Source organism: Brevibacterium sp. Z349TD_9, assembly GCF_056173565.1.
The window spans coordinates 1,158,666-1,171,377 of the sequence record NZ_CM149680.1; the positions used below are offsets into that span (position 1 = coordinate 1,158,666).

8 protein-coding genes and 3 rRNA genes are annotated in these 12,712 nt (G+C 62.4%); 4 read left to right on the forward strand and 7 right to left on the reverse strand.

The genetic code is table 11. The annotated features are described in order from the left end of the window. Position 1: 1 nt before the first annotated feature. The 5 genes from AC0VYB_RS05210 to AC0VYB_RS05230 all read right to left on the reverse strand — a co-directional run bounded on the left by AC0VYB_RS05210 (position 2) and on the right by AC0VYB_RS05230 (position 4,844). Positions 2-1,018, reverse strand: a complete 1,017-nt coding sequence (locus AC0VYB_RS05210; RefSeq protein ID WP_475385066.1) for an NAD(P)H-dependent flavin oxidoreductase — start codon at positions 1,016-1,018, stop codon at positions 2-4. 168 nt (positions 1,019-1,186) lie between these two features. Continuing rightward, the gene (locus AC0VYB_RS05215) at positions 1,187-1,963 is read right to left on the reverse strand and encodes an enoyl-CoA hydratase (protein WP_144587980.1); all 777 of its coding nucleotides are present in this window, start codon (positions 1,961-1,963) and stop codon (positions 1,187-1,189) included. Then, entirely contained in the window at positions 1,960-3,009 is a 1,050-nt protein-coding gene (locus AC0VYB_RS05220) for an enoyl-CoA hydratase/isomerase family protein (RefSeq protein ID WP_475385067.1), read from the reverse strand. The genes AC0VYB_RS05215 and AC0VYB_RS05220 overlap by 4 nt, the downstream gene beginning before the upstream one ends. Before the next feature lies 1 nt (position 3,010). Next, complete coding sequence (locus tag AC0VYB_RS05225) at positions 3,011-4,177, reverse strand: acyl-CoA dehydrogenase family protein (protein ID WP_259787647.1); 1,167 nt, start codon at positions 4,175-4,177, stop codon at positions 3,011-3,013. A gap of 151 nt (positions 4,178-4,328) precedes the next feature. Further along, positions 4,329-4,844 (reverse strand): MarR family winged helix-turn-helix transcriptional regulator, encoded by a 516-nt coding sequence (locus AC0VYB_RS05230; RefSeq protein ID WP_259787645.1) that lies wholly within the window; start codon positions 4,842-4,844, stop codon positions 4,329-4,331. Positions 4,845-4,878: 34 nt separating this feature from the next. On the opposite strand from AC0VYB_RS05230, the gene AC0VYB_RS05235 reads away from it, so the two are divergent. The 4 genes from AC0VYB_RS05235 to rrf all read left to right on the forward strand — a co-directional run bounded on the left by AC0VYB_RS05235 (position 4,879) and on the right by rrf (position 11,370). Further along, entirely contained in the window at positions 4,879-5,571 is a 693-nt protein-coding gene (locus AC0VYB_RS05235; RefSeq protein WP_009379303.1) for an SOS response-associated peptidase, read from the forward strand. Between the two features lie 526 nt (positions 5,572-6,097). Next, positions 6,098-7,623: ribosomal RNA gene (locus tag AC0VYB_RS05240) — 16S ribosomal RNA — on the forward strand. A gap of 386 nt (positions 7,624-8,009) precedes the next feature. After that, a 23S ribosomal RNA gene (locus AC0VYB_RS05245) occupies positions 8,010-11,115 on the forward strand. A 135-nt stretch (positions 11,116-11,250) separates the two neighbouring features. Continuing rightward, a 5S ribosomal RNA gene (rrf, locus tag AC0VYB_RS05250) occupies positions 11,251-11,370 on the forward strand. Together the 16S, 23S and 5S rRNA genes form the textbook arrangement of a ribosomal RNA operon. Positions 11,371-11,419: 49 nt before the next feature. Here the strand turns inward: rrf and AC0VYB_RS05255 are convergent. Further along, the gene (locus AC0VYB_RS05255; RefSeq protein WP_063250192.1) at positions 11,420-12,073 is read right to left on the reverse strand and encodes a GNAT family N-acetyltransferase; all 654 of its coding nucleotides are present in this window, start codon (positions 12,071-12,073) and stop codon (positions 11,420-11,422) included. A 113-nt stretch (positions 12,074-12,186) separates the two neighbouring features. Next, positions 12,187-12,702: a flavin reductase family protein gene (locus AC0VYB_RS05260; RefSeq protein WP_063250193.1), complete on the reverse strand. Its 516-nt coding sequence runs from the start codon at positions 12,700-12,702 to the stop codon at positions 12,187-12,189. Positions 12,703-12,712 lie beyond the last annotated feature (10 nt).

Consider the following 12,712-nt stretch of genomic DNA (forward strand, 5'->3'; position numbering starts at 1 on the left):
CTCAGAGGGTGCCGGCCGCCTGCGTCGGTGCGGACTGGGTGCGGGCGAGGCGGGTCCGCAGCTGCGCCTGGGCCGCCTCGTACTCGCCGACGAGGCGATCGACGAGGTCGGCCGTCGAGCACTGGAGTCCGAGGGCGCCGATGCCCTGACCCGAGCCCCAGATGTCCTTCCACGCCTTCGCGCTCGTGCCCGACTCCGGGTCGGTGCCGAAGTCCATCTTCGTCGGGTCGGCCTCCGGCAGGGCGTCGGGGTCGAGGCCGGCGGCGGCGATCGATCCGCGCAGGTAGTTGCCTTTGACCCCGGTGAAGTAGTTCGAGTAGACGACGTCATCGGCGACCGAGTCGACGATCATCTGCCGGTACTCGTCGACGACGTTGGCCTCGTGGGTGGAGAGGAACGCGGAGCCGATGTAGGCGAAGTCCGCGCCGGCCGCGAGCGCTGCGAGGATCGACTGGCCGTGCGCGATCGCCCCGGAGAGCAGCAGCGGTCCGTCGAACCACGAGCGGATCTCCTGGACGAGGGCGAAGGGGGAGAGCGCTCCCGCATGCCCGCCGGCACCGGCGGCGACGGCGATGATGCCGTCGGCGCCCTTCTCGACGGCCTTGTGCGCGAAGCGGTTGTTGATGACGTCGTGGAGGACGACCCCGCCGTAGGAGTGGACGGCCTCGTTGACCTCCTCGCGGGCGCCGAGCGAGGTGATGACGATCGGCACCTCATGGCGGACCACCTCGGCGAGGTCCGCTTCGAGGCGGTTGTTCGAGCGGTGGACGATGAGGTTCGCGGCGAACGGGGCGGCCGGACGCTCAGGGTGCGCGGCGGTCCAGTTCGCATTCGATTCCGTGATCTCGGCGAACCAGTCGGCGAGCATCGACGCCGGGCGCGCGTTGAGCGTGGGGAATCCGCCGATGATGCCCGACTGGCATTGGGCGGTGACGAGCTCGGGGCCCGATGCGATGAACATCGGGGAGCCGACGACGGGGAGTCGCAGGCGCAGGTCGAGCGTCTCGAACAGGTTCACGATGCCTCCTTGGATGAGCGAACAGCCCCACTCTAACTGAACGATTGTTAGGTTGCGGTGAGGGCCCACCATCCGGGCGCTCTTCGCGGGCCTGGAGACGACGTAGGGCGCGGACGGGATCGCCTCCCGTCCGCGCCCTGCGGCCTCGCCTGCTCTCTGCGTCGGCGGCTACGAGTCCGTGAAGTTCGGGTCGCGCTTCTCGACGAAGGCGGCCATGCCCTCGGACTGGTCGTTCGTCGCCAGGGCCGAGTGGAAGAGCCGACGCTCATAGCGCAGACCCTGTTCGAGGGTCGTCTCGAAGGCGACGTCGATCGCCTCCTTGACCATCGCCGAGGCGATGAGGGACTTCCCGGCGATTGTCCGAGCGATCTCGTTCGCCGTCGCCAACAGCTCCTCGGGAGCGACGACCCGGGCGACGAGCCCGGAGCGTTCGGCCTCCTCGGCGTCCATCATCCGACCCGTCAGGCACATGTCCATGGCCTTGGCCTTGCCGACGGCGCGGGTGAGACGCTGCGAGCCGCCCATGCCCGGGAGCACGCCGAGGTTGATCTCGGGCTGGCCGAACTTCGCCGTGGTCGCGGCGATGAGGATGTCGCCCATCATCGCGAGTTCGCAGCCGCCGCCGAGCGCGTAGCCGCCGACGGCGGTGATGATCGGCTTGCGGACGCTGGTCAGCCGCTCCCAGCCGGCGAACCAGTCGGAACGGTACGCGGTGGCGAAGTCGAGGTCGGCCATCTCCTTGATGTCGGCACCGGCGGCGAAGGCCTTCTCGCTGCCGGTGATGATGATCGCGCGCACGGAGTCGTCGGCGTCGAAGGCCGTGGCCGCATCCGTGATGTCGGTGAGGACCTGGAGATTGAGGGCGTTGAGGGCCTTCGGCCGATCGATCGTGATCGTCGCGACGCCGTCGTCGACGCTGGTGAGGATCGTTGCGAATTCGCTCATGAGAACACCTTGGCTTCCTGTTCGGTGGTGAGGATCTGCTCGACGGTGGCGTCGTCGACCTCCGCGAGGGTGGCCGGGGACCACTGGGGGTTGCGGTCCTTGTCGATGACCTGCGCGCGGATGCCCTCCCTGAGGTCAGGGCGACGGGTCATCTCGACGGCGGTCCGGTAGTCCTGCTCGAGGACCTCGGGCAGGGTCATCGTCGCCGCCTTCCGCAGGGCCGCCAGCGTCACCTTCACCGAGGTGGGGGCTTTGGTGAGGATGAGCTCGGCGGCGGCGCGGGCGTCGGGGCTCTCGTGCGCGGCCAGGGCCGCGACGATCGCCTCGGCGTCATCGCCGCGGTAGCATTCGTCGATCCAGGCGGCCGCCTCGGCGAGTTCGCTCTCCGGGGGTTCGGCCGCATACCGGGCGATGACGGTCTCGACGTCCCCGCCGGACTCGAGGTCGGTGATGAGGTCGGCGATGTCGGCCTCGGGCACGTAGTGGTCGGCCAGCCCGAGCGCGATCGCCGCTCCCGGGCGGACGGCGGTGCCGGTGAGTGCGAGGTGGGTGCCGAGCTCTCCGGGGGCGCGGGCGAGCAGGTACGTGCCGCCGACGTCGGGGAAGAGGCCGATGCCGGTCTCGGGCATGCCGACCTTCGTCGAATCGGTGACGATGCGGTGGGAGCCGTGCCCGGAGATCCCGACGCCGCCGCCCATCGTGATGCCGTTCATGATGACGACGTAGGGCTTCGGGTATTCGGCGATGGCCGCGTTCATCCGGTATTCGCGGTTCCAGAACCGGGAGTTCTCGTCGCTGCCGGCGACGATGTCGGTGTACACGGCTTTGATGTCCCCGCCGGCGCACAGACCACGGTCGCCGCGACCGGTGACGAGGACGAGCGCGACGCCGTCGTCGTCATACCAGGCCCGCAGGGCATCGTCGATGCCGGCGACCATGTCGAGGCTGAGCGCATTGATCAGCTTCGGTCGGTTGAGTTCGATGCGTCCGACTCCGCCGGAGTCCGAGGTGAGGATGCTCGGCTCTGCCGAGGCCTGTGTCGTCATATCAGCCCACTCCTGTGCTCTTGCGCGAGATGATCACGCGCATGATCTCGTTGGTGCCTTCCAGAATCTGGTGGACCCGCAGGTCACGGACCAGCTTCTCAATCCCATACTCTGTCAGATACCCGTAGCCGCCGTGGAGCTGGAGGGCGCGATTGGCGACATCGAAGCCGGAGTCGGTGGCGGTGAGCTTGGCCATGGCCGAGAGCAGTGAGGTGTTCGGATCCCCGGCGTCGTAGGCGTTCGCGGCGCGCCAGAGCAGGGACCGGGCGGCTTCGAGCTTCGTCTGCATCTCGGCGACCTCGAAGCGCAGGGCCTGGAAACCGGTGAGTTCGGTGCCGAAGGCCTGGCGCTCGCCCATGTACTCGATCGCCTTCTCCAATGCCGACTGTCCGCCGCCGAGGGAGCACGCGCCGATGTTGAGCCGGCCGCCGTCGAGTCCGGACATCGCGATCTTGAAGCCCTGCCCCGGTTCTCCGAGCATGTTCTCCTTCGGCACCCGGACGTTCTCCATGATGACCTGGCGGGTCGGCTGCGCACGCCAGCCCATCTTCTGCTCGTTGGCGCCGAAGGTCAGACCCTCCATGCCCTTCTCGAGGATGAACGCGGAGATGCCGCGGGCCCCCTCCTGCCCGGTGCGTGCCATGACGAGGTAGGTCTCGGACGATTCGGCACCGGAGATGAACTGCTTGACCCCGTTGAGGACGAAGTGGTCGCCGTCCTCCCGGGCGGTCGTGCGAAGCGCCCCGGCATCGGAGCCGGCATTGGGCTCGGTGAGGCAGTAGCTGCCGAGGTGCTCCATCGAGACGAGCGGGAGCAGGTACTTCTCCCTCTGCTCCTCGTTGCCGTACTTGTCGATCATCCACGCGACCATGTTGTGGATCGAGATGTAGGCGGCGACCGAGGGGCAGCCGGTCGACATCGCCTCGAAGATGAGGGCGGCGTCCATCCGGCCCATCCCCGTGCCGCCGGACTCCTCGCGGACGTAGATGCCGCCCATGCCGAGGTCGGCGCTGCGCTTGATGACGTCGACGGGGAAGTGGTGCTGCTGGTCCCATTCGAGGGCGTGCGGGGCGATCTCGGTGTCGGCGAAGTCGCGGACCATCGCGGAGATGGTCTGCTGCTCCTCGGTGAGTCCGAACGGCAGGGCAGTCGCAGTGCTGCGGGACATGGTTCCTCCAGGAAGGCGAATGGGCGCTCAGCGCGCAGTTCCGAGGTGACCGCGGTCACCGTTTCCACCAGGATACGGAGGATTTACTTGGACGTCCAACTAAATGGGGGAGTCCGGTCACGTGGCAGCAGGTGTCTGCCGTGCCCGCGGTTCAGGGACGGAGTTCGAGGCTGGTGCGCAGCGCTTCGAGGTGGGGGAGGAGCTCGCCGAGGTCGGTGCCGGCGAAGGCCGGGGACGTGAAGACCTCGTCGTTGAGCGCCGAGGTGGCCCGTGCGGCGAGTTCCCGCCCGGCCTCGGTGAGGTCGACGAGAGTGGTCCGGCGGTCGTCGGGGTGGCTGCGGCGGCGGACGAGTCCGGCCTTCTCGAGCCGGTCGACGGAGTTCGTCGTCGACGTCGCGTGGACCTGGAGCCGGGCGGAGATCTTCGACATCGGCAGGGTGCCCGCGCGTGTGAAGGAGAGGAGGGTGAGGACCTCGTACCGCGAGAAGGTCAGTGCGAAGGGCTTGAGCGCGGAGTCGACCATGGCGAGGAAGAGCTGATGGATGCGCATGACCGAGATGACGGTGTTCATTCCGTCGGTCGCCTCGTCCCACCCGTGGGCGAGCCACTGCTTCCGAGACTCCTCGATGGGATCGAATCTCAACGCTGTGCTCTTCTCCGCCGCCATTGTCGACAGTGTAGTGAAGTGAGAGGATTGGCGCATGTGCGGTCGACTCAATCTGTCCTCGGATCCGGCGGACCTCGCCGACGAGCTGCGACTCGACGTCGTCTCCTATGACTACACCCCGCGCTACAACGTGCCTCCGGGAGCCGACATCCCCATCGTCGTCGAACGTCTCGACGACGAAGGGGAGGTGACGAGGCGCCTCGAGACCGCTCACTGGGGTCTCGTCCCCAGTTGGGCGAAGGATCCGGGAATCGGCTTCAAGGCCTTCAACGCGCGGTCGGAGACCGTGCTCGAGAAGCCGATGTTCCGCCAGGCGATCAAACGCCGCCGCTGCGCACTGCCCATCCCGGGCTACTACGAGTGGGAGGTCACCGAGGACGGCAAGCAGCCGTGGATGATGTCGGCGGCCGGAGCCGATCCGCTGTTCATGGCCGGACTCTTCGAGTTCTGGAAGCAGCCGGACGATGCGTGGCTCGTCTCCACCTCGATCCTCACGATGGAATCCGCCGGGCACCTGCGCGAGGTCCACGACCGCATGCCCGTGTTCCTCTCCCGGGAGCACCTCGACGACTGGATCGACCCGGCGGTGCCGAGCGGCGAGGTTCCCGACCTGCTCGCCTCGACCCTGGCCCAGGTCGACCCGGCCTCGGTGACGCGGCACAAGGTGGGCAGGGCCGTCGGCAACGTCCGCAACGACTCGCCCGAGCTCGTCGCGCCGGTGGCGTGAGGCTGCTGGCGTCGCGCCGGTGGCGTGAGAACGCAGGCGCGGAGCTGAATGAATTCGCCGGGGTTCCGGCACTCAGCGGCCGGCGCCGGGATCGCGGTGAGCGAGATCACCTCTGCAGCGCCCTTCTCGGCCTTGCCTGAGCGGATCGCACTCGTGTAGAGTAGATCGAGCTGCTGAGGCAGCGAACGCTTCAGTTCGATGACGAATCCGAGTGACGCGAAGATGAACTTCGAGTTGCACGGTTCGGAAAGACACTGTAGAGTAGACATCCGCTGGTACGGCGGGCCGCAAGGCGAAAAGTGCGAAATCTGTGGATGCCCCCAACGAGACGCGAATATTCGTGTGTGGTGTGGGTGTGTGTTTGTGGTTTGAGAATCCAATAGCGTGTTTGTTTGAACAATGTGATGCCAGAATTTTTTCTGGTAAGACAACCAAAATCCATGGACTGTTTCGGTTCATGGTGGGGTCACCGTCCACCCCCGTGGATGGGTGACTGTCTTGCCGGGATCACTGAAGTAAGAAGTTTTTTATGGAGAGTTTGATCCTGGCTCAGGACGAACGCTGGCTGCGTGCTTAACACATGCAAGTCGAACGCTGAAGCCTGGTGCTTGCACCGGGTGGATGAGTGGCGAACGGGTGAGTAACACGTGAGTAACCTGCCCCTGACTTCGGGATAAGCCCGGGAAACTGGGTCTAATACCGGATACGACCGTCGGACGCATGTCTGGTGGTGGAAAGTTTTTTCGGTTGGGGATGGGCTCGCGGCCTATCAGTTTGTTGGTGAGGTAATGGCTCACCAAGACGACGACGGGTAGCCGGCCTGAGAGGGCGACCGGCCACACTGGGACTGAGACACGGCCCAGACTCCTACGGGAGGCAGCAGTGGGGAATATTGCACAATGGGGGAAACCCTGATGCAGCGACGCAGCGTGCGGGATGACGGCCTTCGGGTTGTAAACCGCTTTCAGCAGGGAAGAAGCGCAAGTGACGGTACCTGCAGAAGAAGTACCGGCTAACTACGTGCCAGCAGCCGCGGTAATACGTAGGGTACGAGCGTTGTCCGGAATTATTGGGCGTAAAGAGCTCGTAGGTGGTTGGTCACGTCTGCTGTGGAAACGCAACGCTTAACGTTGCGCGTGCAGTGGGTACGGGCTGACTAGAGTGCAGTAGGGGAGTCTGGAATTCCTGGTGTAGCGGTGAAATGCGCAGATATCAGGAGGAACACCGGTGGCGAAGGCGGGACTCTGGGCTGTAACTGACACTGAGGAGCGAAAGCATGGGGAGCGAACAGGATTAGATACCCTGGTAGTCCATGCCGTAAACGTTGGGCACTAGGTGTGGGGGGCATTCCACGTTCTCCGCGCCGTAGCTAACGCATTAAGTGCCCCGCCTGGGGAGTACGGTCGCAAGGCTAAAACTCAAAGGAATTGACGGGGGCCCGCACAAGCGGCGGAGCATGCGGATTAATTCGATGCAACGCGAAGAACCTTACCAAGGCTTGACATACACCGGACCGTCCTGGAAACAGGTCCTCTTCTTTGAAGCTGGTGTACAGGTGGTGCATGGTTGTCGTCAGCTCGTGTCGTGAGATGTTGGGTTAAGTCCCGCAACGAGCGCAACCCTCGTTCTATGTTGCCAGCACGTGATGGTGGGAACTCATAGGAGACTGCCGGGGTCAACTCGGAGGAAGGTGGGGATGACGTCAAATCATCATGCCCTTTATGTCTTGGGCTTCACGCATGCTACAATGGCTGGTACAGAGAGAGGCGAACCCGTGAGGGCAAGCGAATCCCTTAAAGCCAGTCTCAGTTCGGATCGTAGTCTGCAATTCGACTACGTGAAGTCGGAGTCGCTAGTAATCGCAGATCAGCAACGCTGCGGTGAATACGTTCCCGGGCCTTGTACACACCGCCCGTCAAGTCACGAAAGTCGGTAACACCCGAAGCCGGTGGCCTAACCGTAAGGAGGGGGCCGTCTAAGGTGGGACTGGTGATTGGGACTAAGTCGTAACAAGGTAGCCGTACCGGAAGGTGCGGCTGGATCACCTCCTTTCTAAGGAGCACACCAGTATGGTGCCCACCAACAGAACCCATGTGTGGTTCGGGTGGGTTGCTCAAGGGTGGAACATCACATACTTCGCTCGCCCAACCAGCCGGGCTGGGGTCAATGCCCCGGGCACGGTGGGTGGGTGGTCGGATAGAACAGACACGCTGTTGGGTCCTGGAACCACAAGTGGTTTCACCAGGCACCGACCCAACCCAGAGGCAGCAGCAGTGCTGGTGCTGGCTGGGGTGGTGATTGGTAGTGGTTTGAGAATCGTATAGTGGACGCGAGCATCAAGCACCAGCCTTTGTGCTGGTGTGTAGTGTGATTTTCTTTGAGTCAAAAAATCTTAGTGTGATATTTTCGCGCACACTGATACCAACCCCTAGGGGTGGGTGTGAGTGTGTAAGAGCGCATGGTGGATGCCTTGGCATCAGGAGCCGATGAAGGACGTGGAAATCTGCGATAAGCCTCGGGGAGCCGATAAACGGGCTGTGATCCGAGGATGTCCGAATGGGGGAACCCCGCCGCATGCGAGTGCGGTGACCCGCACCTGAATATATAGGGTGTGTGGAGGGAACGCGGGGAAGTGAAACATCTCAGTACCCGTAGGAAGAGAAAATAAGAATGATTCCGGGAGTAGTGGCGAGCGAAACTGGATGAGCCTAAACCGTGTGCGTGTCAAGCGTGCTGGTGTTGCGTACATGGTGTTGTGGGGTGTGTGTGTTCGGTTCAGCATGACCGAGACGCTGATGAGTGCTTACGTGTAGTCGAAGCTGGTGGGAAACAGTACCGGAGTGGGTGAGAGTCCCGTAGACGAAACGCGTGGCCCCAGTGTTACACACTCTCCCGAGTAGCACGGAACTCGTGGAATTCCGTGTGAATCTGCCAGGACCACCTGGTAAGGCTAAATACTTCCTGATGACCGATAGCGGATCAGTACCGTGAGGGAATGGTGAAAAGTACCCCGGGAGGGGAGTGAAAGAGTACCTGAAACCATGTGCTTACAATCCGTCAGAGCACCCGTGTTGGTGTGATGGCGTGCCTTTTGAAGAATGAGCCTGCGAGTTAGCGGTGCGTGGCGAGGTTAACCCGTGTGGGGTAGCCGTAGCGAAAGCGAGTCCGAATAGGGCGGTCCAGTCGCGTGTCCTAGACCCGAAGCGGAGTGATCTAGCCATGGGCAGGGTGAAGCAGCAGTAAGATGTTGTGGAGGCCCGCACCCACTTCAGTTGAAAATGGAGGGGATGACCTGTGGTTAGGGGTGAAAGGCCAATCAAACTCTGTGATAGCTGGTTCTCCCCGAAATGCATTTAGGTGCAGCGTTGCGTGGTTCTTGCCGGAGGTAGAGCTACTGGATGGCTGATGGGCCCCACCGGGTTACTGACGTCAACTAAACTCCGAATGCCGGTAAGGTTCAGCGTGGCAGTGAGACAGTGGGGGATAAGCTTCATTGTCGAGAGGGAAACAGCCCAGACCATCAACTAAGGCCCCTAAGCGTGTGCTGAGTGGGAAAGGATGTTCAGTTGCGAAGACAACCAGGAGGTTGGCTTAGAAGCAGCCACCCTTGAAAGAGTGCGTAATAGCTCACTGGTCAAGTGATTGAGCGCCGATAATGTAGCGGGGCTAAGTACACCGCCGAAGTTGTGGCAGCATCACGATACTGTAATGGTGTGGTGTTGGGTAGGGGAGCGTCGTGTCGCCAGTGAAGTCGCCGTGTGAACGAGTGGTGGAGGCGTCACGAGTGAGAATGCAGGCATGAGTAGCGAAAGACGGGTGAGAAACCCGTCCACCGGATGACCAAGGGTTCCAGGGCTAGGCTAATCCGCCCTGGGTAAGTCGGGACCTAAGGCGAGGCCGACAGGCGTAGTCGATGGACAACCAGTTGATATTCTGGTACCGACACACAACCGACAATACCAAAACACATGACACTAACTCCCCGGTCCACCCGTGGCGTCTTCGGATGTCTGGTTGGTGGGTTGGTGAGGACCTGAGTGTGGAGTCGGTAAGCGTGAGGTGTGACGCAGAAAGGTAGCCAGGCCACGCGATGGTAGTCGTGGTCTAAGGTCGTAGCATGTGGGGGTAGGCAAATCCGTCCCCACACAAGTGTGAGAGCTGATGGGCGCCCCACAGTGGTGGGGTGATCTGGTGATCCTCTGCTGCCGAGAAAAGCATCGACGTGAGGGTGTGTGTTGCCCGTACCCTATAACCGACACAGGTGGTCAGGTAGAGAATACTAAGGTGATCGAGAGAATCGTGGTTAAGGAACTCGGCAAAATGCCCCCGTAACTTCGGGAGAAGGGGGGCCATCCTGGTGAACAGCCCTTGCGGTTGGGAGCTGGTGGTGGTCGCAGAGGCCAGAGAGAAGCGACTGTTTATTAAAAACACAGGTCCGTGCGAAGATGTAAGTCGATGTATACGGACTGACGCCTGCCCGGTGCTGGAAGGTTAAGAGGACCCGTTAACCCTTTGGGGTGAAGCGGAGAATTTAAGCCCCAGTAAACGGCGGTGGTAACTATAACCATCCTAAGGTAGCGAAATTCCTTGTCGGGTAAGTTCCGACCTGCACGAATGGCGTAACGACTTCTCTGCTGTCTCAACCACGAACTCGGCGAAATTGCATTACGAGTAAAGATGCTCGTTACGCGCAGCAGGACGGAAAGACCCCGAGACCTTCACTATAGTTTGGTATTGGGCTTCGGTGTGGTTTGTGTAGGATAGGTGGGAGATGTTGAAGCCTGGTCGCCAGATCGGGTGGAGTCGGCAAGTGAAATACCACTCTGACCATTCTGGATTCCTTAACTTCGGACCCTGATCGGGTTCAGGGACAGTGCCTGATGGGTAGTTTAACTGGGGCGGTTGCCTCCTAAAGAGTAACGGAGGCGCCCAAAGGTTCCCTCAGCCTGGTTGGCAATCAGGTGTCGAGTGTAAGTGCACAAGGGAGCTTGACTGTGAGACGGACGTGTCGAGCAGGAGCGAAAGCTGGGACTAGTGACCCGGCCATGGCTTGTGGAAGCGTGGTCGCTCAACGGATAAAAGGTACCTCGGGGATAACAGGCTGATCTTGCCCAAGAGTCCATATCGACGGCATGGTTTGGCACCTCGATGTCGGCTCGTCGCATCCTGGGGCTGGAGTCGGTCCCAAGGGTTGGGCTGTTCGCCCATTAAAGCGGTACGCGAGCTGGGTTTAGAACGTCGTGAGACAGTTCGGTCCCTATCCGCTGCGTGCGTAGGAAATTTGTGGAGGGCTGTCCTTAGTACGAGAGGACCGGGACGGACGAACCTCTGGTGTGCCAGTTGTACCGCCAGGTGCATGGCTGGTTGGCTACGTTCGGGAAGGATAACCGCTGAAAGCATCTAAGCGGGAAGCCTGCTCCGAGATGAGATTTCCATCCCTTTGTGGGGAGAGGTGCCCAGGAGAACACTGGGTTGATAGGCCGGGTATGGAAGCACTGTGAGGTGTGGAGTTGACTGGTACTAATACGCCGATCACTCACACAACCCAAGAGGGTTGGTGTGTGCGTGAAAAGCATTAACGATTTTTTGACGAGATGACACGATGGTGTTCGCGTTCGCTGTACGGTTCTTGGACCACTACCACACACACTCTCGTGTGTGGTGGTTGTCTGATGGTTTTGCGGTGGTGATAGTGGTGGGGAAACGCCCGGTTAACCGTTCCGATCCCGGTAGCTAAGCCCATGTCATGCTGATGGTACTGCAACTTGGTGGTTGTGGGAGAGTAAGTGACTGCCGCAATAATTGTTGGTGGGGGCACCCTTTTCGGGGGTGCCCCCACTTTTTGCATTCACGGGTGTGCATCGAGACCGAGGAACCGGCGGACCGCCTCGGCGCCGGCGACCTCGACCGCATCGTCGCGGACGATGTCATCGGCACGCAGCACCATCTGATGCTCCGTACATGCCACACCGCCCTGGACCACGATCGTGAAGTCCCCGTTGGGGGAGTACCCGAGCTTCTCGGACACCCGCCGGCTCGCATCGTTGCCCTCGACATACCCGGTGTGGAACGTGCGGGCACCGAGATGATCAGCGAAGGCGGTCACGAGCGCACGGCGCATCCGGGTGCCGTACCCGCGTCCCTGCTCGGACCGTGCGAGCCATGACCCGGTCTTCACCGACCGCGTCTTCGGAAAGTCCGTGCTGCTCGCCCCCTGCAGGCCGACGACGCGTCCGTCGACGCGGACGGTGAACTCGATGGTCCAGTCACCGGGGGAGTAGTTCGCGCGCGTCCCCCACTGATACTGGGCGATCGACCGGCCGATCTCCTCGTCGGTGCCCGAATCCCAGTCGACGAGGAACGCCCGCACACCGTCTCGGCGGACGCCGCCGCGGGCGATCTCGGCGAGCTCCGGAAGATCCGCCTCCCGGGTCGGGGCGAGCTCCATGTCTCCGGTCGTGATGCGCAGGCCGAAGGGCGGCCAGATCTCAGCGAGGTCCATACCGGAAGTCTAGGGGCTCGGAAGCCAGGCGCGGTTACTCACGCTCAGGACGGTGGCCCGCCGCGGTGACCCACCCACAGGCCGGTGGCCCGCGGCCTTCCCGGTGATGGTCCTCAGCGACGGCCGATCGTGCCGTAGGCCTTCCGCCACCGCAGGAGCGGCTGCAGCTGACCGCTTCCTGGCCCGGCCCCCAAGGCCACCACCTCGCCGACGACGAGACTGTGCGTGGCGACCTGGACGATCTCCGTCATCCGCAGCTCGAACCACGCGACGGAATGACTGAGGATCGGCTGACCCGACCGCGGACCCGGAAAGGTGTCGATGCCCGACAGCGCCCCGTAGAGGGGCTGCCCCGACGCCCCGAGGCGTTCGGAGATGTCCCGCTGCTCAGCGCTGAGGACGGAGATCGCGAAGTGATCGGTCATCTCCAAGGTCTCCATCATCCTCGAGCCTGAGTAGACGCTCACCGCCATCGTCGGCGGATCGTAGGAGACGTCGAGGAACGAGTCGACGGTGATCGCGTGCGCGGCACCGCCTCGCTTGGCCGAGACCACGGCGACGGCCGCGGCGATGTCGTCGCTGAGCTCGCGATAGCGCTCTGTGAGCGAATACTCGTGGGACCGATCCATGGTTCTCATT

Excerpts from the sequence above, each read along its gene's own strand:
- AC0VYB_RS05255 (WP_063250192.1), bottom strand. The coding sequence starts at position 12,073 with ATGGACCTCGCTGAGATCTGGCCGCCCTTCGGCCTGCGCATCACGACC.
- AC0VYB_RS05235 (WP_009379303.1), top strand. The coding sequence starts at position 4,879 with ATGTGCGGTCGACTCAATCTGTCCTCGGATCCGGCGGACCTCGCCGAC.
- AC0VYB_RS05230 (WP_259787645.1), bottom strand. The coding sequence starts at position 4,844 with ATGGCGGCGGAGAAGAGCACAGCGTTGAGATTCGATCCCATCGAGGAG.
- AC0VYB_RS05215 (WP_144587980.1), bottom strand. The coding sequence starts at position 1,963 with ATGAGCGAATTCGCAACGATCCTCACCAGCGTCGACGACGGCGTCGCG.
- AC0VYB_RS05225 (WP_259787647.1), bottom strand. The coding sequence starts at position 4,177 with ATGTCCCGCAGCACTGCGACTGCCCTGCCGTTCGGACTCACCGAGGAG.
- AC0VYB_RS05220 (WP_475385067.1), bottom strand. The coding sequence starts at position 3,009 with ATGACGACACAGGCCTCGGCAGAGCCGAGCATCCTCACCTCGGACTCC.
- AC0VYB_RS05260 (WP_063250193.1), bottom strand. The coding sequence starts at position 12,702 with ATGGATCGGTCCCACGAGTATTCGCTCACAGAGCGCTATCGCGAGCTC.